Genomic DNA, 25,714 nt, shown 5'->3' on the forward strand with positions numbered 1-25,714 from the left:
GTTCGACATGGTAGGATCATCTGTTTGAACCTCAGGATGATCTTGCTTGTTTTGCAGTTCAAACTGTTGTTGAAATGTGTTGACCTGCGCCGGTGTTCCAGCCATAAGCAAACGATATTCTATGCGGCTTCCCACTTGAACAGCATTGGTTTTAGCAATATCAGTTTGATGAATGATCACAGTCGGTGAAAAACCAGAAAAACCAAGTTCTTGATTCGAATCGTGTTCAATCTGCCCTGTGACCTTAAACTGGCCATCTGCAATCGCAACCTGATCCCCGATCTTTACCTGTAATAAGTCCATTGCTCGAGGACTTAGCCACACTTGTCCCGACTGAATCGTCTGTGCCACTGGTGAAATCTCTAATTTCCCTCGTAAAGGAAAATTTTCATCGACGGCTTTAACATTCACCATCACAAACTGATCATCCGTATGTGCCATAGAACCAAAGACCGTTACAGTAGACTGCTTGAGATCTAGTTTTTCAGCCTGTTGTTGCCAACTTTCCTGAATCGGCTCATGGTCAGATAACACTAAATCTGCGCCAAGCATCTCAGCTGCTTGTAGCGTGACTGCATTCTGTACCTGTGTGTTACTAAATTTTAATGCGGTCGTAGCGCTGATCGCGAGAGATAAAGCAATGATCAACAGATACAATCCACCTGTACGAAAGCTCTGTAGAAGTAAGGGTTTTACAATTGAATTCATACCCCTTCCCCGACTTTGATCACATCCTGAACTTGACCATCGACAAGTCGTACATGTCGTTGACACATTGCGGCTAGATTTTGATCATGCGTGACTAAAACTAAAGTCGTTCCAAGCGCCTTATTCAAATCAAACAAAAGCTGCTCAATCTCTTCCGCAGTTTGACCATCAAGATTGCCTGTTGGTTCATCGGCAAAAATAATCTTCGGTTCTGCGATCAAAGCACGAGCAATCGCAACACGTTGTTGTTCACCACCCGATAATACTTTCGGTGTTTGTTGAGCTTGACGCACAAGTCCAACACGCTCTAACCATGTCAAAGCTTTTTGTTCTGCTTGCTTAAAATTAAAGTTTGGCTGTAAACGTAACGGCAACATCACATTTTCTAAAGCACTCAACTGGGGTAATAATTGAAAGGACTGAAATACAAAGCCAATATTTTCTAATCGAACCTGCGCACGTTGCTCTTCTGTAAGCGTATGAACGGCTTGTCCACATACCCATAACTCGCCACTACTTGGTCGATCCAAAGTTGCTAAAATACCTAACAGTGTTGACTTACCTGAACCTGAACGCCCAGTAATCGCAATTTGTTCACCCTGATAAACCTCAAGATCAATCTCTCTTAGGATCGTTAAACTTTGCTGATTAATTTGGATATTTTGTGTAACTTTTTGAGCAGAAATAATCGGTTGTGGCATGATGTCACGTATCCTGTTGAGCAAATTAATTACGGTTATGCAGATTTCTAAAGTAATTTTGTCGATATCGAAACCATTGATCATTATTGGCGTTTTTTTATTTCCAACGTTGGTTTCAGCAAAGACGATTTTAATTTTAGGTGACAGTCTGAGTGCGGGCTATGGTATTGAACCTAAACAAGGTTGGGTTCACTTACTCCAGCAACGCTTAGACCAACACTATCCGAAACAGCATAAGGTGGTCAATGCAAGCGTAAGTGGAGAAACAACAAGTGGTGCACTCGCACGATTACCCAAACTCTTGCAAACCTATCAACCTGAAGTTGTCGTTATTGAACTGGGTGGAAATGATGGATTACGTGGGCAACCACCACAAATGATTCAAAAAAATTTAGCTCAATTGGTACAACTGAGTCAGAAACAAAAGGCCACTGTTTTACTGTTTGGTATGAAAATACCACCAAATTATGGTACAGCCTATAGCCGTGCTTTTGAAAATAATTATAAAGTTGTAAGCCAACAATACCGTATTAAACTGCTACCGTTTTTTCTTGAAGGTGTGGCGGGCAATAAAAGTTTGATGCAAAACGATCAAATTCATCCAAATGCCAAAGCACAACCGATCATGCTTAACTTGGCTTATCCTTATATTCGAGGAGCGTTATAAATAACTACATCTCAAGTTGGATTAATCTATTTTTTTACTAAAATAAACGACTTTTTCAGTTTCTTGAAAACCTAATGAACGATGCATAGCGTGACTAATTACATTGTCCAATGCCGCATCAGATGCAAACTCAGTACAAGAAAATTGTTTTGCCCACACTTCGGCCTGTCGAATAAGCATCGTTGCAACGCCAGAGCGACGATACGCTGGAAGTACGTAAATACCTTCCAAAAAACCGACAGGAGAAGTCTCAGTTCCATTCACATATTCAAACCGAATAGAAGCCTCTAACATCGCAATGGCTTGGTGATTGGAATAGGCCAATAATTGTAAGGCATATTTTTCAGCCAATAGTTGATGCATCTCTTGTAAATGAGAAGCCTCAGAATCACTCCATAATTTATTTCTTAATTCTAACCAATCTTTGAGAGAAGCTTCTGATGCTGGTTTAATATTCATGAAATAACCACCACTATGCTCATCAACATCTTGAAAATAACAGCGGAAACATGGCTAACTTAAATAGTTAGCCATGGATATGATTTAAAAATCAAAGAATGTGACTTCGCCTGTTTCTAGTGAGTACTCTGCACCTACAACAATCATTTTACCTTTTTCAATTAGGCTCTCTAATACAGCTGAACCATGGCGTAGCTGGTTCACAGACGCGAAAACATTTGAACGCACAGCATGTGCAGACAGCTTTTTCAAATCATCCTTTAATTCAGTTTGCATCAGAATTTCAACAGAAGGACGTACTCGGTTAACAATCGACATCAAATTAGAAGACGGTGCTTGATCCGGATGTTTTAAAGTATCAATTGTTGCTTGGATTGCACCACAATGACTATGTCCTAAGACAACAACCACAGCGCAATCATATCGTTCAGCTGCAAATTCCACACTCCCCACCTGTGATGGTGCAACAATATTACCTGCAACACGTATCACGAATAAGTCGCCTAAACCTTGGTCAAACACCATTTCAGCAGGCACACGTGAATCTGAACAACCCAAAATAATCGCAAAAGGATTTTGTTCACTTGCCATCTCGGCACGCTCTTGGTGAGTGAGCAATTTTTGTTGGGTTGCTTCCCCTTTCACAAAACGAGCATTACCAGCTTTTAAACGTTCTAGAGTTTCTTTGGCAGTGAGCATGTGTATATCCATCTATGGTAAACATGAGAAATAGGAGCTGAAAATCAACAACACCTTAGTTTAATCTGCGCTAAGTTGAATGTCACTGACAAAAATAGAAACTGCATCGACTAAGGAACATACCTTTGATCATAAAAATAGCTTAAAAATGCTGATTTCATTGGCAAGAATTTCCATACACCTGTAGATTATGCAAATGACTCACTGAGCAACATCCTCAATAATCAATTGGTTTAAAATAGATCAAGGACTGAGCAAAGATGAATATCCCATTTTCGTTACCCATAGCTAAAACACTTACTGCAGCATTATTGGCACTGAGTTTAACGGCAACCATAAATACAACACATGCCGCTGAAATTGAAATGAGTTTCCAAAACCTACTTCAACAAGAACGCTCATGGGCTGGTCTACAAACCAAAACCTTGAAAGTTGGTGATATCACTTGGTCATATAGTGAAGGTGGTCAAAGCGGTAAACCGATTATTGTTTTAATTCATGGTTTGGCGGGTAGTCGTGATAACTGGAATCGTGTTGCTCAAGCATTAACAGCAAATTACCATGTCATCATTCCAGACTTGCCAGCCAGCGGTGAAACACAAGTTCCCAAAGATTTTGACTACTCTGTTCCGAACGTAACGGAAAAGCTACGTCGCTTTATTGAGGCTGCCAACCTAACAGGGCCAGCACATATTGCGGGTCACTCACTCGGTGGGTCCGTCGCCATGCTCTATGCAGGTCAATATCCATTTGAAACCAAAAGTCTCTTTCTCATTAATGCAGCGGGAGTTTACCGTTCAGCAACCACGCCTTATCTAAAAGATCCAAATCAAATAAGAAATATGGTGGTGAGTAAAAAAGGAGATTTTAATTTCCTGATGCAACAAGCCATGTATGCCCCACCTTTTATTCCAAAAGAAATTGCACAAGCTCAAGAACGCATGATGATCGGACAAGTTGAACAGACCAAAAAAATGGTTGATCAAGTGATTGCGCTAAATAAATTATACACGCCTGACTCTTTTGCTTTGCTCGCACGGGCCATCGATGCTCCAACGCTTATTTTATGGGGCAAACAAGATAAAATTATTAATGTTGAAGTTGCGCCAGAATTAAAGTCATTATTGAAAAATGCACAAGCACCTGTGATTTTAGAAAATGTGGGGCACATGCCAATTCTGGAAGCAGATCAATTGGTTGTTCAACAGTATCTACCATTTTTAAGCAAAATTCAGGCGCAAAAGCCTGCAGCCGCTTCATCACCATAAACTCAGAGGTGTAATTTAAACCCTATGCAAAAACATCCAATGATAGAACAATTAATTGATGCACAACTCGATTTTCTTGATCAGGAGTTTGCTCAAACAGAAACTGTTCAACATGAGTTTAAACTGTTCTATCATTGGTTGCGCTTACAGCAGTTGCAACACATTTGGTCATTTGAACAAATCTTTGATTTAATCGAAAAACAGATCTTAGCCACACCTGCAAGTTCATTTTTAATTGAGCAGATTGCAGAGCATATCCGTTTTGCACTAATTCATCCGGTCAATGATGAAACTCCAATTGAGGATGTTATCCCGGTTTTAACCATTGATTCCATCGCACAATACATCGCAAGTAAAAGCGGACACCGCCAACGATTAATCAAAACTGTTGTGAATAATCCTGCGTTTTCTGCACTGATTACACAACTCATCCAACACTCTATTCAAGATTATTTAGACAACTCAGTTATGTCTAAACGTGTCCCTGGTGTGGGGCAGTTTATGAAAATGGGAAAGTCAGTTTTAGAAACCGTGACGGATTCAAACCTAAACAACACCATTGGGCACTACTTACAGAAGAATATTTTAAAAATCAGCCAAATGAGTGAGAAAGTGTTAAATCAACACTTCAATGATGACAAGCTCTATCACTTTCAAGCGAATATTTGGCATAAAATCAAAGTAATGCCATTGTCAGTTTTACGCAACTATATCGAGGTACAAGATTTACCTCGTACTGTGGCTATGGGACATGAGATTTGGGATCACATTCGTCAAACCGACTATTTGAAACAACAAGTCCATGATGGCGTTTATGCATGGTATGCACGAAATCAAGAACGAACTTTTGATCTGTTGCTTCGTGATCTCAACATTGATGAAGATTTGATTCAGAAAGAATTAAATGATTTGTTAGTGCCTGTTTTAGAACAAGTGATCCAAACAGGTTATTTAAGACAACGTGCCCGTACTTATCTAGAAAAATTTTATTATTCAGAGCAAGTTTCTGAGATTTTTAAATTACAAGGATAAGGCGCTACAGCCCTATCCTTGAGTTTATATCTTAGAAACTATAAGTCACACCTAAATTATAACGGCGTCCATCTAATACATAATTATAGGTATCTTTATCAATTTCTTTATCAAATAGATTGTAGACCCCTGCTGCAACTGCGATATTTTGTGTTGGTTTATAGTTCAATCCAACATCAACCATGGTATAGGCAGGTTTGCCTTTCGCCATCGCTGTCCGACTTAAATAATCCGAAGTTTTGCTACGGTAATTAACTCGTCCCCAACTAGAAAACTGATCATTGATCTCCCAATCGGCTGTGGTATTAAACATATGCTTAGGCATTTCGTTTAAAGGTTTACCTTTATTTACACCACTCTTTTGTTCGGTATCGGTGAAGGTATAATTTGCACTTAAGTTTACATTGGGTAGGACTTTCCAGCCTAAAGTCGCTTCAGCCCCTCGCATATTGGCTTTATCAACATTTTCTCGCAAGCTAACAAAGTCAAACTTTTCACCTAACCAATCACAGCCTCTAGTACCAGAATCGCTTTGACATGTTCTAATTTCAGTAATTTTATCCTTAAACTCACTATTAAAAAGCGTTAATCCTGCTGTGAGATTATCTAAATTGTCCCAATTAAATGAAACCTCATAGTTCACACTTTTTTCAGGCTTAAGATTTGGATTTCCAACAATCACACCATTACTTTGACTTCCACCTGTCGCTTGCCCCCATTCTGCAACCGTTGCGCGAAGTGCTGGTGTTTTATAACCTGTCGATACACCACCTTTAATGACCCAATTATCATTTAGCCCCCAAACTCCATAAACTTTTGGACTCCAATGTTCGCCAAACTTTTCATCTTTATCTAGGCGAATGGAACTAGTTAAAGTGAAATCATCCACAATGTTCCAAGCATTTTCAGCAAATAATGCCCAACTATAACGATCTAGATGTGAAACTGGTTTAGCACCGCCCACACTTAATTGATTACCTTGATCATCTAATTCTTCTTTTAAATACATCCCACCAAAGCTCAAACTATGCTGGTCAAAATTAATTTTATTGATGGTATTAAAAGTCGTGTTTGTCGCTTCCATATTGCGTGATGGATTATCATTTTCTTCACGTTGGATATATGAATGCGTTTCTACGGCACCAAGCTGACCACGATGCGTTAAACTATATTCTGTACGATAATAATCAACAAACGAATTTACTGGAGGGTTTCGACCTGTTTGTATAGGAGAAATACTTTTTCCAACCGTCGCATTACGAGCTTGAATAGAGCGCTGGTATTCCAAATCAATTGTATGATTATCATTTGGTGTCAAACTAAATGCGGCGCCTCCCGCACGAATTTTTTGTTTGCTGTAACCACCATAGATATCATCTTCATCACGCTGAGAATATAGTCCATTGGCTTTAAATGATAAAAGATTGGCGATCAAAGGACCTGCAATATAAGCATTGGTTTGATAAAGATTACCTGAATCAGAGTTTTCTTGTAATGTCGTATCTAACTTGATAGATCCAGTCCACTCAATCGCATCTTTTTTGGTAATAATATTTATTACACCACCCATAGCATCTGAACCATATAAACCTGACATTGGTCCACGAATCACTTCAATACGCTCAATCGCGCCAATATTAGGTAACCATCCCTGTTCAATCCCTGAATTATCGCTATTTGGTCGTACTGAACGCGTATTTACTTTTTTGCCATTTACCATAATGACAGTGTATGCACTCCCCATACCACGAATACTAATATCACTTGAACTACCTCCACCTGTAACCACGACCCCAGGCACATCTTTCAAAGCATCTGTTACATCACGATAAGCTTTTTTATTAATTTCTTCTTGCGTTAGAACCGAAATAGAAGCCGCAGCTTTTTTTATGTCTTGTTCAAATCCACTCGCAGTCACAACGATCGTATCAAGTTGAGTCACATTTTTATTGTAATTTTCACTTTTATTACTTGCAGTTACCTCAATCTCATTTGCTGAAGCATTACCAATTGAAGACATTCCGATAAGGACTGATAAAGATAGCAGTGAGAGAGTCGATTGTTTAGACATACAAATTCCAATAAATTAACATGTTATTTAAAAGTAGATATTTCACATATCATGGTAACAATCTTGGATACAATTGTAAATATTAATGATAATTACTATCATTAAATACAGTTAAAGTTTACAAAAAAATAGCCTCAGTGAATGAGGCTATTTAATTACATTTTCTTATATTTACATGCAAGCTTACTTAAAATAAGCACCTTCTGCTTGTGTATGGTCTGTTTGGTCAACCACACGCTGTAACTCTGGAATATGTTGACGCAGCGTCGTTTCTACACCTTGTTTTAAGGTTACATCAATCGCCGAACAACCCTGGCAACCTCCACCAAACTTCAATACAGCAGTAAGCCCATGCTCAGCATCTTCTTGAACTTCGACGAGGCTACAGTTACCGCCGTGCCCTGCTAGACCTGGGTTAATCTCAGATTGCAAGATATAAGTGATGCGTTCTTCAATCGAAGCATCTGGACCTACACGAGGTACCTTGGAGTTTGGTGCACGGAACGTTAATTGACCACCAAAACGATCTTTATTGTAGTCAATCACCGCATCAACTAAATATGGAATCGATGGTGCATCTACATAAGCAGGGAAATCAGGATAGTCCTGTTTGTAATCTGTTGGTATAACTTCTTCTGGTGCACTATATGCCATACAACATTCAGCACGTGGAGTACCCGGATTCTCTACAAAAACACGAACGCCAATCCCTGGAGTATTTTGTTTTGCTAATAAATCACTTAAATACTCTTGTGCAGAGGGAGTAATCAAAAGGTTTGGAATTTCTTCTGCGACAGCAGTGTTGGTGTTCTCAGTCGACATAACAATAATCCTCAAGCTGATGTCGTTATATTAACTGAAGATGGAGGGTAATGAAAAAAAATCAACCATTTTTGTAGGAATTCTATGCAAGATCATTGTTTATTAAGTTTTTAATGGCATTATTGCTTAGACACTGATCAATTTGAAACGTTTATGTTACATCTACCCTTTAATCATACTGTGACCCTGATTTTGATCACAGTCGCGATTTCTTTACTCGCATTCTCCAATCAACGTGTAATGAACCGACTTATTTTCTGGCCGCCAGCAATGCAACGTGGTCAATATGATCGTTTTATTACGCATGGTTTTGTTCATGCTGATGGTATGCATTTACTATTCAATATGATCACCCTTTTCTTCTTTGGCAATATCATTGAAAGTTTTTATCGCCAGTTTTTCTATGACATGGGGTTTGTCTTATTTTATTTGGGTGGTCTCATTGTTGCAATTTTACCGAGCTATCTAAAACATCGACATGATGCACGTTGGGCAAGCCTAGGAGCATCTGGTGCTGTTTCAGCAGTACTCTTTGCCTATATCTTGTTCCAACCTTGGAACTTGATTTTCGTCTTCTTTATCCCTGTTCCTGCCATTATTTTTGCCATTTTATATGTGGCATATAGTGTATGGTCTGGCAAACGTGGCAATAGTAACATTAATCACAGCGCCCACCTTTGGGGAGCTGCCTATGGTGTCATTGTGACCATCATTTTAGAACCACGTGTCGTTCCACATTTCCTGAATCAGTTAACTAAACTACCATTCTAACTGATTGTGAAAACAGACCTCCTCGGAGGTTTGTTTTCACATCACCAACAATTTAAAAAAATAAACTAGTAAAAAATCTTAGTTCACTTTAAAGTTTCAGTATAAGAATTAAATATACAGGATGTGCAGATATGAAAAAAATTTCACTCTACCTTTGCATGCTATTTACATTGAGCCTTTCAGCTTGTGCCGTACACACCCCGCATGGCAGTGTAGTTATTGATCCAGATCACCCACACTATGGACGACATGGTGACTTCTGCCCTCCAGGTCAAGCGAAAAAAGGTCGCTGCTAATAGCCATTGATCGTAAGATAATCATGCAATTTCTGCTGGAAAGGCGATGACTTTATCAATATTCATTTGATTCATCGCCACCATCAATAAACGATCAATACCTAATGCAATCCCAGAACATTCAGGCATCTTCGGTAGTGCAGCCAATAAATATTGATCTGTTGGCATAATAGTTAAACCTTGAAGCCTGCGCTCTTGATTATCGGCGGCAAAACGCTCTTCCAATACATCAGCATCTAAGAGTTCATCATAAGCATTTGCGAGTTCCAAACCTTCGATATACACCTCAAAACGTGCTGCGACCGACTCACCATCCTCATCCTGTTTTACTTTTGCCAGTGAAGCCATTTCAGGTGGGAAATCAGTTAAAAATACAGGCGTGTCGAAACCTAGACTTGGTTCAACGAAATGTGAGAATAATAAGTCCATATAGCCCAGTCGATCATCACCCAAATCAAGATTGAGACCTACGCGATTCGCAGTATCTTTAAGTTGTTTTAAACTGGCCTGCAAAGGATTAATATCTAAACGGTCTTGAAATGCATGCTTATAACTCAAAACAATTGGACGAATATCACCAAAGCGATGAGCCAAACAAACTTCTAATAAATCGGCTGTTTCGTACATTAATCCTTTTAGATCTAAATTAGGTCGATACCACTCCAACATGGTAAATTCACTATTGTGCTTACGCCCATGTTCATCATCACGAAATACTTTACAGATTTGGTAGATTGGCCCACTTCCACTTGCCAACAAACGCTTCATTGGAAATTCAGGAGAAGTCTGTAAGTATTGGGTATTTAATTTTCCATGAATATGGCGCTGTACTTGTACCGATGCCAAATGTACATCAGTTACCCCTGCTTGGGACAAAATAGGTGTTTCGACTTCCAAAACATTTCGCTCTGCAAAAAACTGGCGAATTTTTTTATACATCTCGGCACGCGCTTTTAGAGCTTCAATAGAACACGTCGGTTGATAGCTTTTCATTTCATCTTGACTCATGCCTTTGGTCCACCATGTGCGGCCCATTCACGGCGTAATGGATAATTCTTTCTCAGTAAATCGAATGCCTGCTGATCAACTTTGCCATGCTGCACGCAAGCTCTTAATTGTCTGTCATCTTCAGCAATATTATAAATCTGTATCAAATGCTGCTGAAGTACCTGTTTTACATCCTGCTGCTTGAAATATGGTTCAACACTCGGTAACTGACTTTCAAATCGCTTCGATGCGGTGTAACCAAATTTTTGGCAAAAAGCATCATAAATCATCTGTGTACCTCGTGCCTTCCCTTCCAAACTATAGCCAGCAATATGAGGCGTCGCTAAAGCTAATAGATCTAATAAATCTTGAGGAATCTCAGGTTCAAACTCAAATACATCCAGCACAACTTGATGCTTGGTTTTCATCATATCTGTCATCAATGCCGATTGCTGAATCACAGGACCACGCGCGCTGTTGATTAGAATGGCTGAAGGTTTCATTGCTGCTAAAGTCGCTTGATTGAACAAGTGCTGCGTTGGATATTCACCCGTTAAAGTTAAAGGGACATGAATTGAAATCGCATCTGCACGCGCTAACAACGTATCAAAAGAAACATTTTCAATGTCATTAAGTTGCACATAAGGATCGTAACCGATCACATTCCACCCCAGCAGTTGTGCCATCACCGCCAGTCGACTACCCACATTACCTAAACCAACAATCCCTAAAGTAAAATCGGCATCTTTTTCTAATAATTCAATATCTAAGTGCAATAAGGCGGTAATGACATATTCTGCAACAGCCTGAGCATTACAACCAGCAGCATTGTTCCATGAGATATTTTGCTTTTCTAAAGTTTGAATATCTAGATGGTCTGTTCCAATTGTGGCACTGCCCACAAATTGAATTTTAGTTTGATCAATTAAAGCATGATTGACCTTCGTCACTGAGCGAACCAATAAAGCGTCCGCATCCCGAACATCTGCATGCGTTAACGTACGTCCTGCTCGATGCTGTATTTCTGCAAATTCCGCAAAAAAATAATCGGTAAATGCCAAGTTTTCATCTGCGACAATTTTCATGCAGTCTATTCCATAATTTTCTCTGGGCTTATTATCCTAAGCATCGAAGAAATTAACAAATCAAATCTGAATGTTCGAGTAAAATTGGCGCGAAAGACAACGATTTTGGAATGCCCATGCAACTTATTGCCAATTCTAGATCGTTTTTTTACTTTTATAATGTCAGCATATTATTTTCTGTAAGTTCAATTATGACGCCTTATTCTCCCTATAAAGGCAAAAATGGTATCAAACGCATCCTAAATGCCACAGGCTATTCGCTTGCTGGCTTTAAAGCTGCATTTAACCATGAAGCTGCTTTTAGACAAATTATTTTGCTTAATTTAATTTTGATTCCTGCCAGCTTTTTTATCCATGTATCTGCCTTGGAGCAGGCACTGATGGTTGCTGTCTGTTTGTTGGCAATTATTGTCGAATTATTTAATTCAGCCATTGAAGCTGTTGTGGACCGTATTTCACTTGAAAAGCATGAATTATCTAAAAATGCAAAAGATATGGGGAGCGCAGCTCAGTTCGTTTCTTTAGCCATTATCTTTTTTACTTGGATAATTATTTTATTTCGCTAAACATCCAGTATATTCCATATAAAAAAGTCCCTGCAGATGCAGGGACTTTTTTGATCTAGACGAAGATGCGCTGTTACATCATTCCGCCCATACCACCCATACCGCCCATGTCTGGAGCAGCTGGTTTGTCTTCTGGGATATCAGTGATCATACATTCCGTTGTCAACATTAAACCAGCAACAGAAGCTGCATGTTCAAGTGCTGAACGTGTTACTTTAGCTGGGTCAAGGATACCCATCTCCAACATGTCACCATATTCGCCAGTTGCAGCGTTATAACCAAAGTTACCTTCACCACCTTTAACCGCATTGATTACAACTGATGGCTCATCCCCAGCGTTCGCAACGATTTGACGAAGTGGTGCTTCAATCGCACGACGTAAGATATTGATACCTGCAGTTTGATCTTCGTTCGCACCTTTCAAGCCATCTAATACGTTTACGGCACGTACAAGTGCAACACCACCACCAGCAACAACACCTTCTTCAACTGCTGCACGAGTCGCATGAAGTGCATCATCTACACGGTCTTTCTTCTCTTTCATTTCAACTTCAGTTGCAGCACCGATTTTAATTACTGCAACACCGCCTGCTAATTTAGCAACACGTTCTTGAAGTTTTTCTTTGTCATATTCAGAAGTAGACTCTTCGATTTGAGCACGAATCTGTTGAACACGCTCAGCGATTTGAGCAGCATTACCAGCACCATCAACAATCACAGTATTTTCTTTAGATACTGTTACTTTGTGTGCCGTACCTAAGTGTTCAAGTGTTGTTTGATCAAGCGCCATACCGATTTCTTCTGAAATCACAGTACCGCCAGTTAAGATCGCAATATCTTGGAGCATTGCTTTACGGCGATCACCAAAACCAGGTGCTTTCACTGCACATACTTTGATAATACCGCGCATGTTGTTCACAACTAATGTTGCAAGCGCTTCACCTTCAACATCTTCAGCAATAATTAAAAGCGGTTTGCCAGTTTTAGCAACGGCTTCTAATACGGTGATTAATTCACGGATATTGCTAATTTTCTTGTCAACAAGAAGAATGAATGGGTTTTCAAGTTCAGCAGTTAACGTATCTTGCTTGTTCGCGAAATACGGAGAGATATAACCGCGGTCAAACTGCATACCTTCAACAACGTCTAAAGCGTCTTCGAAGCCAGAACCTTCCTCAACAGTGATAACACCTTCTTTACCCACTTTTTCCATTGCTTGTGCAATTAATTTACCAACAGTGGTATCAGAGTTTGCAGAGATCGAACCAACTTGTTCAATCGCTTTAAAGTCATCAGCAGGTTTTGCATTGGCACGGATATTTTCAACTACAGTTTTCACTGCGATATCAATACCACGTTTTAAATCCATTGGGTTCATACCAGCCGTTACTGATTTGATCCCTTCATTTAAAATTGCTTGAGCAAGTACAGTTGCAGTTGTTGTACCATCACCTGCGATGTCATTTGTTTTACTCGATACTTCACGAACAAGTTGAGCACCCATGTTTTCAAACTTGTCTTTTAAAGAAATTTCTTTTGCAACGGTTACACCATCTTTAGTGATGTGCGGTGCACCGAAAGAACGATCGATAACAACATTACGACCTTTAGGGCCTAAAGTTACTTTTACTGCATCTGCAAGTACGTTCACACCTGCAATCATTTTTGAGCGAGCTGAATCACCAAATTTTACGTCTTTAGCTGACATGTTAAACTCCGGATCTTTTTAAATACTGAATCTGATAATAAATTTGAGTTATGTGTCGATTAGCCTTCAAGCACAGCTAAGATATCCGACTCTTTCATAATTAATAGTTCTTCACCATCTACTTTCACAGTTGTACCCGCATAAGTACCGAATAATACTTTGTCTCCAACTTTAACGTCTAAAGCACGAACGCCATTGTCAGTGATCTGACCATTACCTACTGCAATCACCTCACCTTGCGATGGTTTTTCAGCAGCAGAACCAGGAAGTAAAATACCACCAGCAGTTTTGGTTTCTTCTTCTACGCGACGAATCACTACGCGATCATGTAATGGACGAATGTTGCTCATATTTAACTCCATCAGACTTAGTCTTTTTGATTAATTTGCATTGCTACTCCAGTAGCAATCAACAAAATTTTGATATGCCACTTTTGTGGGGTTAAAAAAAAAGGCTTCAAGGGGAAAATTAAAAAAAATTTCGACTTTTTGATCTTTTTTCAAACATCACGAACCTGAATCAAACATTTGACCTGTTTACGCTACTTTTCAAACTGTTTTTTATCTTCATTAAAGTAGTAATGTTCAATCACACCATTGCTTAAAATCACATTAAAACTATTCGGCAAGCCAAAACGTACCCGATTCGATATCGCTGTACCTGCATGAATATCAAGAATCGGATGATCAAACCCTAAATTGAAAATTTGATTTAAATCATGCACTGCAACTTTGTGTAAATGCCCATGCAACAAACCAAATAATCCAGTTCCACCCCATTTCTGTAATGCAATTTTCCCTAAAACAGGACAATCCTTACCGCCATGATCATCTGGAAAAGTATAAAAAGGTTGATGAAAAACCCCTAACTTAATCTTACCCGATGGCGCATTTTTTAATTTTTCATAGGTTTCATTGATCTGGTCATAAGAAATGTGTCCTCGCGTATGGTATCGCCTACGAATACTATTCATTCCAACAATATAGAAATGCTCTGTCTCTAAAGTCTTCTCCAAACTGCCAAAAAACATTTGATAACGTAAAAATGGAGAAAAAAAACGATTCCAGACGTGGTATAGCGGAATATCATGATTCCCAGGTACCACCAAATAAGGAATAGATAGCGAATTTAAAAACTGCACACATGCATAAAACTGTTGATAACGTGCTCGCTGAGTTAAATCACCACTTACAACCACCACTTCAGGGCGGTGTTGCTGACAAAATTGGTGAATTGCCTCAATACAAACCTCTCGCTCTGTTCCAAAATGCAGATCAGATAGATGTAGTAACATTCGGAACCATCACTTTCAATGCGGATTTTTCTACTGAGAATCTTAATGGACTTTGCATTTCTACCAGTTCTCCATCTATGGCAACTGTTAGCTGCATTTTTTTACACCCTACCTCGATTTGCTCAGCACAGAATGTATAAACATCAGAAGCCTGATCAATTTTACCTTGAATCAATTTCCATAACATTTTTAATAAACTGAGACGGTCACTTTTCGCAACAACAACACCAGCAAGTTTTCCATTTGCTGCGCACTCAGCAATTCTTAATTTCATATCACTGAGCTGAAGCTGATTATTACCAAAAAAAATGAGAGGTGTCGTCACCGGATATTTCTGACCATCTACAGTAACTGAAAGTTTGAGTGACTTATGTTCACGCAGGAGCACGTCTAACCCTGATGTGTAAGCATGTAAAGGAAAACGGCCTAAACGTTGATTATACAATTCACGCTTTTTAATAAATAAAGGATATAAACCCAAGCTCGCATTATTCAAATAAATATGATCATTGATTTTGGCCACATGCACGTCATGTACCTTTCCCGTAGCAATAATTTCAGCAGCTTGGACAACATTAATTGGAATATGTAGAGCACGGGCAACATAGTTAAATGTACCTAATGGCATAATACCTATCGGAATATCCGTATACATTAAACGCTGAGCAACAGCATTTAAGGTACCATCTCCACCTGCTGCGACCACTACACCTCGAAAGTCAGTTTGCTGATGTCTCACCAAAATCTCCGACATCATGTCATCAAAACTGGCATGTTGATTCAATTCAAATACCTGAATTTCGAACCCCTGTTGCGTCCAGTAGGTCATCAGCTGTTCATATTCTTCACTTTGTTGTGACGCATGAAATCCTGATTTTTGATTATAAATGATCGAAAGAGGGCGTAATTTTAAGCTCATACAGATTAAACTTAAGACGATTATTAGCCCTATTTTTGTTCACAAAATCAACAAATAAAAGCTTGTTTATGTAAATTTTGAATGAACATCATTCATTTAATCAATAATAATTCTCAAGTATCCTTAACAATCATACATCATTGTTATTTAAAATAATTTTTGATAAAAATAACACATATAAAAAATTCAAATAAAGATCAAAAAAAATAAGCAGATTATTAAAAACAACAACTTACAACACAATAGTGTATTTAGAGTCAATACACTACAACATTCATTGGTCTTATTTTTTTTTCGATTTTATGCTTTAATACAGCCACTTTTTTTACTTCATCTATTTTACTGCCATCCAGTAGATAGAATTTGTACGTTGTACACACTTTAAAAAGGCATCACCATGACCCAAGTGAACGCACCAGAATTCGTTCGTCACCCTAAGCTAATTGCATGGGTGGAAGAAATTGCAAAATTAACCAAACCAGCAAAAATCGAGTGGTGTGACGGAAGCGAAGAAGAATATCAACGTCTTATCGACTTGATGATCGCTAACGGCACCATGCAAAAACTTAACCAAGAAAAACATCCTGGTTCTTATCTTGCAAATTCTGATCCTTCTGACGTTGCTCGTGTTGAAGACCGTACTTATATTTGCTCACAAAACCAAGAAGATGCTGGTGCGACCAATAACTGGGTTGCTCCTGCTGAGATGCGTACAAAATTAAATGGCTTATTTGATGGTTCAATGGAAGGTCGTACCATGTACGTGGTTCCATTCTCAATGGGTCCTTTAGGTAGCCATATCGCTCATATCGGTATCGAACTTACAGACTCACCTTACGTTGCTGTATCAATGAAGAAAATGGCACGTATGGGTAAAGCAGTTTATGACGTGCTTGGTACAGACGGTGAATTTGTACCTTGCGTACATACAGTTGCAGCACCGCTAAAAGACGGTCAAAAAGATGTTGCTTGGCCTTGCAACAGTGAAAAATATATCGTGCATTACCCAGAAACTCGTGAAATCTGGTCTTACGGTTCTGGTTATGGTGGTAACGCTTTACTTGGTAAAAAATGCTTAGCTTTACGTATTGCATCTGCAATGGGTCGTGAACAAGGCTGGTTAGCTGAGCACATGCTGATTTTGGGTGTAACAAACCCACAAGGTGAAAAACACTACATCGCAGCGGCATTCCCTTCTGCTTGTGGTAAAACTAACTTTGCAATGTTAATTCCACCAGCAGGTTATGAAGGTTGGAAGATTGAGACTGTAGGTGACGATATCGCTTGGATCAAACCGGGTGAAGACGGTCGTTTATATGCAATCAACCCAGAAGCTGGTTTCTTCGGTGTTGCACCTGGTACAAATACCAAGACTAATCCGAACTGTATGGCAACACTTCACAAAGATGTGATCTATACGAACGTTGCTGTAACTGATAACGGCGAAGTATGGTGGGAAGGTCTTTCTAAAGAAGTTCCAGCGAACCTTACCAACTGGAAAGGTCAACCGCATACTGGTGAAGACAAAGCTGCTCATCCAAATGCGCGTTTCACAGTTTCAGCAGGTCAATGCCCTTCTATCGACGCTGACTGGGAAAATCCAGCAGGTGTGCCGATCTCAGCATTCATCTTCGGTGGTCGCCGTGCGGACACAGTGCCTTTAGTATCAGAAGCTTTTGATTGGGTTGATGGCGTGTATAAAGCTGCAACTATGGGTTCTGAAACAACTGCTGCTGCTGTTGGTCAACAAGGTATCGTTCGTCGTGATCCATTTGCGATGCTTCCTTTCGCTGGTTATAACATGGCTGATTACTTCGGTCATTGGTTACAACTTGGTCAAGAAGTTGGTGCTAAAGCAGAAGCTGCTGGTAACAAATTACCAAAAATCTTCAATGTAAACTGGTTCCGTCGTGATGCTGAAGGCAACTTCGTATGGCCTGGTTTCGGTCAAAACATGCGTGTTCTTGAGTGGATCATTGATCGTTGTGAAGGTCGTGCTGAAGCGACTGAAACACCAATCGGTTACGTTCCAACTTACGAACAATTGAACTGGACTGGTATCGACTTCTCTAAAGAGCAATTCGAAACTGTTACAGCACAAGACAAAGACCAATGGATCAAAGAACTTGAAAGCCACACTGAGTTATTTACTAAACTTGGTGATCGTTTACCTCAAGCACTTAAAGATCGTCAAAATGAATTATTAAATGCGGTTAAATCTGCTTAATAATTAAATGACATAAAAAGGTCGCTTCGGCGACCTTTTTTTGTTGTCTGGTGATTTGAAAATTTATATTAGACCATATTTATTTTACAAATTAATGTTAAATAAAAAGCTGCATCGAGAAGCAGCTTTTTAAGATTACAAGTTTAATATCGAAAAATGGAACTGAAAATTATTTCTAAAACCCTATATAATCCTGATACCATTTAGACAACTCATTAACCCCAAATGATATATCATCAATTAGTACAAGATAAAAGTGCTGAAGGTTCGACGTGAACGTCTTTCCAGTTCTGGATGAGGTTGAATTTGTGGGGTCAGCGATAGGATTCTTTGGCATGGTTTGCTCCTAATGCACCCTGATTTATATGTTATCTTCAAATCAACTGGTGCAATAGGAGGTTGGCATAAGGGCTATCAACTACTTTTCAAAACACTATATAATCTCGTTAAATATAACTCTATATCGTCTCTACACATATCATCTTCTGGTAAAATTCGACTATATTTATCCCATGTAGATTTACATGCAAAATAAAATTCAGATACTACTCTTTTAATCTCACCACAAAAAACCATTTCCTTTTGATAAAAAACTTTAATATATCTTTTTTCATCAATCTTAAATTCAATAATAAATTTAGACGAATCTACCCCAATAAACTCGAACTCCTTACTCTTGCCACGTAGTAAGCTTTCTAGACCATAAAGTAATAATGGTAATGATAAAAATATCATCATTTCACCACTATTGCCTAAATCTATAGAATTTATAATTTCTTTTCCGTCATTAGTAATCCGTAAATGCCCCAAATCTAGACCTGATAGATCAGTATTCTCATCAAAAACACATTCTATATCCAACATATTATTCGCTCCGTACTGGGAATATTGTAATAACACGATTCTTATCATGTGAGTCAACAACAACTCGAACCCTATCCCGCTGTCCATTAATAACTATCCGTTTTTCATATGTCTGTAGTCTTGATGATGGGTCTGATATTCGAGTACCACTCAGAACAAGTTGAGTTGATGCTTCCTCTATTTGGCTTCTCGTTGTTCCTTTTACAAATAAATCTCCAGCACCTTTTGCACTTGTACCAGATATATGTCTCTCATCTATATGTTGCCATCCTTCTTTTGAATTACCATTTTCTATTCTTGGCTTCAATCTTGGCGCATGATTAACAACATTTGTAGCATTATGCGTTCGAGTTACCCGATTCCCGAATCCTGCCGATACAATATTGGCTGCGGCCAGTAATCGGTTTTGTTCTAAACCAGCTATACCTGTGCCAGTTAATAATACTTTAAAGCTATCCGCCATACTCATTGCATTGCCTGCTACAGGCATCCACGCAATGACATCAAGCGCATTTTGTAATTCTTCTTTTCGTTTTACATCTAACGCATCATATCTACTTTTACAAACAGCCTCACTTACACCACTACCACAATTCGTGTTTGCCCAAGTTGTAAAAATATTAGTGGCTTTTATCGCATCTGCTTTTAATTGGACGGTATTGTCAAATTTACCCAGACTATTAAATGCCATATATTGACTTTTTAACTTCACATTTTGTGCTTGAGACAAACCATCTAGCAATGCATTAATATGTCCTGTACAAGCATTGCTATTTAACCCTAAGCCACTACACGCAGCTCTTAATGCCGCATCATTGGCATCACTAACTACTTTATACTTCATAAATGCATTTGTCTTGCACTGGTTATCCGTGCACTTATCAAGTTCAGCTTTGAGTTCATTAACCTCTTTACTGGTTAAATAATTGTTTGTTACCGCTACCGCCGCACTATTTGCAGCAGTATTCACATCATAGCCACTATAAGCAGATACTGTCCCCGCTATAAGTTGTGCGGTTGCTACAACCTTTTTATTATATGCATCCCGCTCTTGCGGTGTCATATCTTTGAGCTCTTTGCTTCGAGGAACTAGATCAGCTGCCATTTCTCCGACAACAGCACCAATAGCACCTGCTTCACAACTTTTCTGTAATGCTCCAGCTAAACAACCAGCCGCTGCATGAGCAATTTTATGCAAAAGATAGTTTATGTCTTCCAGTTGCTTAATTTCGCCTGAAAGCCCACCTTGTAATGATGACGCAAGTCCTGCTAATAATGCTTTCTCAAGACTATCTGATAAACTTTGACCTTGTACGGTACTACTTATGATATTAGAACTAACACCTTGAACAAATCCATTTGCCATTTTTTCTAGCTGAGGCATGTCTTTAAGTTTAATATCAAAACTTGCACCAATAGAATCCATAATGCCAACAGTAACGACCGTTGTTACTAAACTCTTGACTGAGTCTTTACTTCCCAACTCCTTGAGAACCTTAGTTAAATCTCCACCATTATTTACCGCACTAATAGAAGCTTGTGTCGCTAAAGCAGTCAATCCTGCATTAATCATTGCCCCTGCGGTACTAAATACTGCTGCTGCACCTGATGCGGCTGTATAGCCAATAATACTTCCACCAAATGTAGTAATCGTTCCCCCAGCTGCAATCGCTACTTGTGTGCCTCCGACAGTAATTGTTGTCGCAGACGAAACTGTAGCTGTTGTCCCAAGAGCCGCTGCCCCAGCACCAGCTGTTACTGCCGCAATCACAATCGCTAAAATAGCGGCACCAGCCGCAGTTAAGCCTTGAGACTTATAATCCCAATCTTCATTGGTTAAAAGGATTTGTTCCCAGTTTACTTTTTGATCTTTGTTATCAACTAGAGATTTGAGGTACGCATTTCCAGGTGTCTTAGCGAGTTTTTCAATTTCTGCTATCAACTCTTTTTGGTTAGCTGTTCTTTTGGCAACAGGCACTTGAACAGTTAAACTACCAACAAACTTCGGTGCAACAGGTCCATTAAAGGTAGGTAACTTCGATGTTTCAGTAATCGACCCTTGGTCTTGCATTGATTGCCAAACCACACTGTTACTTGTTTTAGTCTTTGTTGCTTCTACAAGTTTCGATGCACCAAGCAGATAAATTTCCTGACCAGCTTGTATGTCCGCACCTTCCAAATAATTAAACTCAGTACCTTTTAAAACAATATTGCCATCGGCTTGAGCACCGATATAACTTGCTTCTAAAACAGCAGGTAGTTCTGATTTAATATTTCGAGTGCTGGTATATTTAGATTTATTGAGTTTAATACCCATCCACGAGTTACTTTTACTGATATCGAGGGTATCTTTAGAGAGATTATCAGCAGTTAAAAGATTGATATCTCCACCCGCTAAAATCTTAACTTTACCGCCATGCGCCGTTAACTGACTCGAATACATGTCGATACTGGTACGATGGGTTCCAGTTTCTTTATCATCAGCCTTTTTCGCCTCTTCACTTGTAATATTGATATTTTTTGCATCAATATCGACCGATACTCCACCAACACGTTCAGCCGTTTTTATCGTGGTTGTGGTCTTTTTCTTGCCATACCATTTGCGTTTAGTTTCTGTTTTCTTACTCTTGTCATAAGCGTTTTCAACAGCTACATCAAAAATAATATTCTTATAGGCTTCAATATCGACATTACCATTATTCGATGTAATCCCTACGCCTTGTAAGATCAAATTATCTGTCGCGCTTTTGCCTGCGGCTTTGATTTTAACGCCTTTATCACCGTTGATCGTGGTCGCATTTACAGGGCTACGCCAATTATAATCAGTGTTGGTCACTTGACCAATTTCGTAAGAATCTTGGGTGGCATCGATAATGATGCTTCCCTTAATTTTTCCTTGTTTAACACTATTTTTTATATCGCTCTTAAATTCACCCTGAATTTGATATTCTTCATTTGCCAATGTTCCTGCTGCTTCAATTAGAACAGCACCTCTTTGAGCATCAATAGTTGAACCACTAATACTTAAACCTTTGTTTGACGCGAGATTGATATTACCTATAGTGCTCGTCAGGGTTGCGCCTAGGTGTTCGTAGCCAGTTACATTTTTACCTAAAATCGCAATTGTTTGTTTGATATCTTCAAATTCTTGTTTATAAGGTTGGGCAACAGTTACATCTGTAATATACATTGTCCGACGATTGGCAAGGTCAATACGAGTAGTAAGTCCATCCCCATACGGAGTGACGGTAATTAAATATCTTTCGTTTAATTTCTCTACCAATAATTTTATTTCGTTTAATGCACCAATCACTCCATTTTTTGTTGTGTATTCATGGTTCACTAAATACATCATTCTTTTATAATTTTCATCGTTACGCAATGCGGTATATTCTTGATCTAAATAATCCTTTCTTTCACTTAAATCATTGATATGTTTTGTTGATGGCTGACTTGTCAACGTATTCTTCACGCCATCTATAATCAAATCACCATCAGTCGATACAATCGAGATATCTTTAGCAGCATTTAATTGCGTTCCCTGCAACTCCACTTTTTGACCAGCAAGATTGATTCCACCATTGGCGGTGTTAAGCTTAACGACTTGCTCACTACCATTACCCTTAGTCCCACCATGTCCAATAAGTGTTAAGTCACCTTTTTTACTCATCAGATCATAATCACCCACCGCACTCAGTGTCAGTAACTTAGGATCAATGGTTAAATTATCGTTGGTTTGAATACTTAAATTACCATTGAGTTTTTTTAGGTCCTTGTCATTATTCAATAGCGGTGAGCCTGTAGCTGTCACTTTGACATTCTTATTCACATCAAAGCCAGAACCGCTTTCAATCAGCACAGCACCACCTTTAAGGTCTGTATTTTGTAGATACTGACCAGCACCACTAACTAATGAAAGCACACCATCAGCTTGTAGCTTGACGGTATTACCCACCCCCCAGTTTGTCGTACCGTCAGCAGCGACTATACTTGAACTCAAATGCAGCCTATCTTTAGTGCTCAATGCTGTATGCCCCGCAGACTGAGCTGTAACATAATGCAAGGTCTGACGTCCATCAGCATGTAAAGTTGTGTTTGCACCACTCTTAAGGTTCATACCATATAAGAACTGTGTGCCTTTTGCTTGCGCTTGGATGTTCCCTGTGGCGTTTAAATTACCCCAATGTAAACTGTTACTTGCACCACTATTGATCAGGATATTTTTACCGTTTAACTCACTCCATAAATAAGTTTTGTTAGGACTAAAACTTCCATCTGCCTTTTGTTGTTGAGTAATTACATCTGAGCGCACTAGACTAATATTGCCTTTTGCATCTAACTGGATATCACCATTTTTAGCATCTAAATTTATGGTGTTTAAACGTAGATATCCGTTATCAATTGATGCGATCTGAATACCTTTCTCTGCGGAGATTTTACTTGGGGTATAGGTGATATTTTTAGCATCTGTGCCCGTTACAGCGGTTTCAACTTTGTTTGCAGCTAAGATGACATTTTTACTAGCAAGTAGTGATGCCTTACCTAAAGTACCTACTTGTAGGCTATTTGCAGTAATACTGCCATTTAAGGCATTAATGTTTATATCACCTGTATTTGCCCAGAGTCGACTTCCTTGATCAAGTAAGATATTGCCACCATCACTCACAATATCAACACCATTCGCCCCAGAACCCGTCATATAAATATTTTTAGTGGTAACATTTTTCCCAGAAAGTTTTAACCCGCCACCTCCTGATAACTTAGAGTTTTTATCCTTACCTTCTAATCTCAACTGATTGCCTGCACCCAGTTGAATTTTCCCAGCCGTATACGGAAATTCTTGATTTGCAGTGGTAAAACTTAAATTATTGCCTGCATAGGCATTAATACTGTTGACTTGAGCTTGGCTACTATTTGCTTTCTTAATAAAATCGATATTGTTTAGGGTGATGTCTTTGTCTGCATAAATTGCAAACTCTTTTGCTGCGCTAACACTTCCACCTTGAACCGTGATTTTATTTAACGCCGTTTCTTTTGAGCTGGACTGTAATTGAATATTGCCTGTTGATGCATGTAAGCGTGTATCGGTAAGATTGAGATGATTATTCGCACTAATAGTTAAATCTTTAGCCGCTACCAACCCTGCTTTGTTTGACGTAAAGTCCTTTTGGGCTTGGATGTGTGCTGATCCTCGATTGCTTCTAAGTTCTGAGTTCGCAGCTAAATTGATGTTTGTAGCATCAATATAGAGGTCACCTGTTGCCCCCATATTTCTGATCTTGGCTGAATCAGCCACATTAACATTGCCTTCCGCACTAACGATCAAAGGTGAAGATGCAACACCTTCATAATTCAAAGTCACATCTTTAGCTTTAATATTGATATCATTTCCAGAGTCTAGACTTAGCAAACCAAAGCTACTAATCGTCCCTGCTGAATTAATATCAGCGGCTGTCCCCGTGCCTGTAGTCGAAACACTGACCAAACCTTGAGTCTTACTGGTTGAACTGATGCTTCCTGTATGTTCAATCTTTCCTGCACTGGTGACCACAAGATTATTTACCGCTTGTAGGGTGCCCGCATTATTAACCCCTAGTCCTTTTTCTGTACCCACAAGATAGATGTTATTGGCATACATGCCACCCAATGCTTTGACATCGATGGCAACGGTTGGTGCCGCCGCAGTTGAGGTTTTATTCTGAATTTGTGTGAGATCTGCACTAATGGTATTAGCACCTGTCACCACCTGAATGTCTTGTTCAGCATGGAGTTGTGCATTGAGTTCTAAAGCTCTGGTATAAATATCAAGATAGTTGGCGTTGTTATTTGCCCCACCCAAGCCAAGCTGTGAACCTGTATTTGCAGAAATGGTGATCTTACCTTGGTCGATCACAAATTGTTTGATCGAACCATCCGCATTGAACTGCGGCTTACCAGTCGTTAAAGTGGCTCGATTGGCATTAATAAAACCACCACCTTTAACATTAATCCCCGATGGGTTTGCAATAATCAAATCAGCGCGTTGACCCGCAATTTCAAGGTTACCTTCAAATTGGCTCGCGCGTGCTGAGTTGACTTCATTTAAAATCAGGCGGGCTTCACCTGTTTGTAAGTATGGGTTAGCACCAACACTCCCCACAATGCTTGAGGCAGCACCTGTACGGCTGTTGTTGAGCACTGCACCCTGCGTTGGGACATCAAACTCTTTATAAATGTTGTGTGATACACCGCTTTTGTTCGGTGTTTGAATATTAATGACAGGTACATTTTGTTTTTGTGAATTTTGTCCAACCCCAATCACAGGTCGGTTCGCAGCTGGTGCGCCAGTGTCTGCTACCATGCCTGCATAAACCGATGAAAGTGGCATCCATATGCTCATACTGGCAACCAAAGCCTTGACATGCCAAAGCTGATGGAATGATTCTTCAGAGCTAGTTGTGGTCGAGTTAGTACTTTGACCCGATGCTTTGCTTTGGCTTTTTGCATTTTCTGCAACAGCCATAAACATTTGACGAGCTTTGTTATAAATAATACGGTAACGATTTTTGTTCATGTCAATTCTGCTATAAG

20 protein-coding genes and 1 pseudogene are annotated in these 25,714 nt (G+C 39.3%); 7 read left to right on the plus strand and 14 right to left on the minus strand.

Annotated elements, in window-relative coordinates; genetic code table 11:
* Positions 1-74 precede the first annotated feature (74 nt).
* Both F2A31_RS16000 and F2A31_RS10700 read right to left on the minus strand, forming a co-directional pair.
* Positions 75-708 (minus strand): annotated as a pseudogene (locus F2A31_RS16000) (ABC transporter permease); the annotation flags it as partial.
* Positions 705-1,409 (minus strand): ABC transporter ATP-binding protein, encoded by a 705-nt coding sequence (locus tag F2A31_RS10700; protein ID WP_150026369.1) that lies wholly within the window; start codon positions 1,407-1,409, stop codon positions 705-707. The pseudogene F2A31_RS16000 and the gene F2A31_RS10700, both read right to left, overlap by 4 nt.
* A 43-nt stretch (positions 1,410-1,452) precedes the next feature.
* On the opposite strand from F2A31_RS10700, the gene F2A31_RS10705 reads away from it, so the two are divergent.
* Complete coding sequence (locus tag F2A31_RS10705; RefSeq protein WP_171490665.1) at positions 1,453-2,076, plus strand: arylesterase; 624 nt, start codon at positions 1,453-1,455, stop codon at positions 2,074-2,076.
* A gap of 21 nt (positions 2,077-2,097) precedes the next feature.
* On the opposite strand, the gene aac(6')-I is transcribed toward F2A31_RS10705, so the two are convergent.
* Together aac(6')-I and F2A31_RS10715 are read right to left on the minus strand one after the other, a co-directional pair.
* Positions 2,098-2,535 carry an AAC(6')-Ighjkrstuvwx family aminoglycoside N-acetyltransferase gene (gene aac(6')-I / locus F2A31_RS10710; RefSeq protein WP_150026370.1) on the minus strand — a complete coding sequence of 146 codons (438 nt, stop codon included), beginning with the start codon at positions 2,533-2,535 and terminating at the stop codon, positions 2,098-2,100.
* A gap of 84 nt (positions 2,536-2,619) precedes the next feature.
* Positions 2,620-3,234 carry a carbonic anhydrase gene (locus F2A31_RS10715; RefSeq protein WP_150026371.1) on the minus strand — a complete coding sequence of 205 codons (615 nt, stop codon included), beginning with the start codon at positions 3,232-3,234 and terminating at the stop codon, positions 2,620-2,622.
* A gap of 260 nt (positions 3,235-3,494) precedes the next feature.
* Here F2A31_RS10715 and F2A31_RS10720 point away from each other — a divergent pair, with 260 nt between their 5' ends.
* Positions 3,495-4,502, plus strand: a complete 1,008-nt coding sequence (locus tag F2A31_RS10720) for an alpha/beta fold hydrolase (protein WP_150026372.1) — start codon at positions 3,495-3,497, stop codon at positions 4,500-4,502.
* Positions 4,503-4,526: 24 nt separating this feature from the next.
* Complete coding sequence (locus F2A31_RS10725) at positions 4,527-5,534, plus strand: hypothetical protein (RefSeq protein WP_150026373.1); 1,008 nt, start codon at positions 4,527-4,529, stop codon at positions 5,532-5,534.
* 31 nt (positions 5,535-5,565) lie between these two features.
* Here F2A31_RS10725 and F2A31_RS10730 read toward each other — a convergent pair whose 3' ends face one another.
* Together F2A31_RS10730 and nfuA are read right to left on the minus strand one after the other, a co-directional pair.
* The gene (locus F2A31_RS10730) at positions 5,566-7,605 is read right to left on the minus strand and encodes a ligand-gated channel protein (protein ID WP_150026374.1); all 2,040 of its coding nucleotides are present in this window, start codon (positions 7,603-7,605) and stop codon (positions 5,566-5,568) included.
* A gap of 183 nt (positions 7,606-7,788) precedes the next feature.
* Positions 7,789-8,427: a Fe-S biogenesis protein NfuA gene (gene nfuA, locus F2A31_RS10735; RefSeq protein WP_004638320.1), complete on the minus strand. Its 639-nt coding sequence runs from the start codon at positions 8,425-8,427 to the stop codon at positions 7,789-7,791.
* Positions 8,428-8,580: 153 nt separating this feature from the next.
* On the opposite strand from nfuA, the gene F2A31_RS10740 reads away from it, so the two are divergent.
* The gene (locus F2A31_RS10740) at positions 8,581-9,198 is read left to right on the plus strand and encodes a rhomboid family intramembrane serine protease (RefSeq protein WP_150026375.1); all 618 of its coding nucleotides are present in this window, start codon (positions 8,581-8,583) and stop codon (positions 9,196-9,198) included.
* Positions 9,199-9,329: 131 nt separating this feature from the next.
* Positions 9,330-9,494 (plus strand): hypothetical protein, encoded by a 165-nt coding sequence (locus tag F2A31_RS15820; RefSeq protein WP_171490591.1) that lies wholly within the window; start codon positions 9,330-9,332, stop codon positions 9,492-9,494.
* Between the two features lie 21 nt (positions 9,495-9,515).
* On the opposite strand, the gene epmA is transcribed toward F2A31_RS15820, so the two are convergent.
* A complete protein-coding gene (gene epmA / locus F2A31_RS10745; RefSeq protein ID WP_150026376.1) occupies positions 9,516-10,502 on the minus strand; it encodes an EF-P lysine aminoacylase EpmA in 987 nt (328 codons plus the stop codon).
* Positions 10,499-11,566 carry a 4-phosphoerythronate dehydrogenase gene (locus F2A31_RS10750; RefSeq protein WP_150026377.1) on the minus strand — a complete coding sequence of 356 codons (1,068 nt, stop codon included), beginning with the start codon at positions 11,564-11,566 and terminating at the stop codon, positions 10,499-10,501. The genes epmA and F2A31_RS10750 overlap by 4 nt, the downstream gene beginning before the upstream one ends.
* A 191-nt stretch (positions 11,567-11,757) precedes the next feature.
* Here F2A31_RS10750 and F2A31_RS10755 point away from each other — a divergent pair, with 191 nt between their 5' ends.
* Positions 11,758-12,132, plus strand: coding sequence for a diacylglycerol kinase (locus F2A31_RS10755; RefSeq protein WP_150027779.1), 375 nt, complete (start codon positions 11,758-11,760; stop codon positions 12,130-12,132).
* 73 nt (positions 12,133-12,205) lie between these two features.
* Here F2A31_RS10755 and groL read toward each other — a convergent pair whose 3' ends face one another.
* The 4 genes from groL to F2A31_RS10775 all read right to left on the minus strand — a co-directional run bounded on the left by groL (position 12,206) and on the right by F2A31_RS10775 (position 16,053).
* Positions 12,206-13,840 (minus strand): chaperonin GroEL, encoded by a 1,635-nt coding sequence (groL, locus tag F2A31_RS10760; RefSeq protein ID WP_150026378.1) that lies wholly within the window; start codon positions 13,838-13,840, stop codon positions 12,206-12,208.
* Between the two features lie 59 nt (positions 13,841-13,899).
* Positions 13,900-14,190 carry a co-chaperone GroES gene (locus tag F2A31_RS10765; protein WP_150026379.1) on the minus strand — a complete coding sequence of 97 codons (291 nt, stop codon included), beginning with the start codon at positions 14,188-14,190 and terminating at the stop codon, positions 13,900-13,902.
* A gap of 191 nt (positions 14,191-14,381) precedes the next feature.
* Positions 14,382-15,134 (minus strand): metallophosphoesterase family protein, encoded by a 753-nt coding sequence (locus F2A31_RS10770; protein WP_150026380.1) that lies wholly within the window; start codon positions 15,132-15,134, stop codon positions 14,382-14,384.
* Positions 15,115-16,053, minus strand: a complete 939-nt coding sequence (locus tag F2A31_RS10775) for a diacylglycerol/lipid kinase family protein (RefSeq protein WP_150026381.1) — start codon at positions 16,051-16,053, stop codon at positions 15,115-15,117. Before F2A31_RS10775 ends, F2A31_RS10770 begins: the two co-directional genes overlap by 20 nt.
* A 397-nt stretch (positions 16,054-16,450) precedes the next feature.
* Between F2A31_RS10775 and F2A31_RS10780 the strand changes: the two genes are divergently transcribed.
* Entirely contained in the window at positions 16,451-18,280 is a 1,830-nt protein-coding gene (locus F2A31_RS10780; protein WP_150026382.1) for a phosphoenolpyruvate carboxykinase (GTP), read from the plus strand.
* A gap of 414 nt (positions 18,281-18,694) precedes the next feature.
* Here F2A31_RS10780 and F2A31_RS10785 read toward each other — a convergent pair whose 3' ends face one another.
* Both F2A31_RS10785 and F2A31_RS10790 read right to left on the minus strand, forming a co-directional pair.
* Positions 18,695-19,144, minus strand: coding sequence for a hypothetical protein (locus tag F2A31_RS10785; RefSeq protein ID WP_150026383.1), 450 nt, complete (start codon positions 19,142-19,144; stop codon positions 18,695-18,697).
* Position 19,145: 1 nt separating this feature from the next.
* Positions 19,146-25,697, minus strand: a complete 6,552-nt coding sequence (locus tag F2A31_RS10790) for a two-partner secretion domain-containing protein (RefSeq protein WP_150026384.1) — start codon at positions 25,695-25,697, stop codon at positions 19,146-19,148.
* Positions 25,698-25,714: the final 17 nt, after the last annotated feature.

Origin of the sequence: Acinetobacter suaedae, from assembly GCF_008630915.1 — a bacterium.
GTDB lineage: Bacteria > Pseudomonadota > Gammaproteobacteria > Pseudomonadales > Moraxellaceae > Acinetobacter > Acinetobacter suaedae.

Coding starts and splice junctions, on each gene's coding strand:
- epmA (WP_150026376.1), bottom strand. CDS start 10,502: ATGAGTCAAGATGAAATGAAAAGCTATCAACCGACGTGTTCTATTGAA.
- F2A31_RS10700 (WP_150026369.1), bottom strand. CDS start 1,409: ATGCCACAACCGATTATTTCTGCTCAAAAAGTTACACAAAATATCCAA.
- F2A31_RS10765 (WP_150026379.1), bottom strand. CDS start 14,190: ATGAGCAACATTCGTCCATTACATGATCGCGTAGTGATTCGTCGCGTA.
- F2A31_RS15820 (WP_171490591.1), top strand. CDS start 9,330: ATGAAAAAAATTTCACTCTACCTTTGCATGCTATTTACATTGAGCCTT.
- F2A31_RS10785 (WP_150026383.1), bottom strand. CDS start 19,144: ATGTTGGATATAGAATGTGTTTTTGATGAGAATACTGATCTATCAGGT.
- F2A31_RS10730 (WP_150026374.1), bottom strand. CDS start 7,605: ATGTCTAAACAATCGACTCTCTCACTGCTATCTTTATCAGTCCTTATC.
- F2A31_RS10715 (WP_150026371.1), bottom strand. CDS start 3,234: ATGCTCACTGCCAAAGAAACTCTAGAACGTTTAAAAGCTGGTAATGCT.
- F2A31_RS10750 (WP_150026377.1), bottom strand. CDS start 11,566: ATGAAAATTGTCGCAGATGAAAACTTGGCATTTACCGATTATTTTTTT.
- F2A31_RS10790 (WP_150026384.1), bottom strand. CDS start 25,697: ATGAACAAAAATCGTTACCGTATTATTTATAACAAAGCTCGTCAAATG.
- F2A31_RS10755 (WP_150027779.1), top strand. CDS start 11,758: ATGACGCCTTATTCTCCCTATAAAGGCAAAAATGGTATCAAACGCATC.
- F2A31_RS10780 (WP_150026382.1), top strand. CDS start 16,451: ATGACCCAAGTGAACGCACCAGAATTCGTTCGTCACCCTAAGCTAATT.
- F2A31_RS10775 (WP_150026381.1), bottom strand. CDS start 16,053: ATGAGCTTAAAATTACGCCCTCTTTCGATCATTTATAATCAAAAATCA.
- F2A31_RS10725 (WP_150026373.1), top strand. CDS start 4,527: ATGCAAAAACATCCAATGATAGAACAATTAATTGATGCACAACTCGAT.
- F2A31_RS10770 (WP_150026380.1), bottom strand. CDS start 15,134: ATGTTACTACATCTATCTGATCTGCATTTTGGAACAGAGCGAGAGGTT.
- groL (WP_150026378.1), bottom strand. CDS start 13,840: ATGTCAGCTAAAGACGTAAAATTTGGTGATTCAGCTCGCTCAAAAATG.
- F2A31_RS10740 (WP_150026375.1), top strand. CDS start 8,581: ATGTTACATCTACCCTTTAATCATACTGTGACCCTGATTTTGATCACA.
- nfuA (WP_004638320.1), bottom strand. CDS start 8,427: ATGTCGACTGAGAACACCAACACTGCTGTCGCAGAAGAAATTCCAAAC.
- F2A31_RS10720 (WP_150026372.1), top strand. CDS start 3,495: ATGAATATCCCATTTTCGTTACCCATAGCTAAAACACTTACTGCAGCA.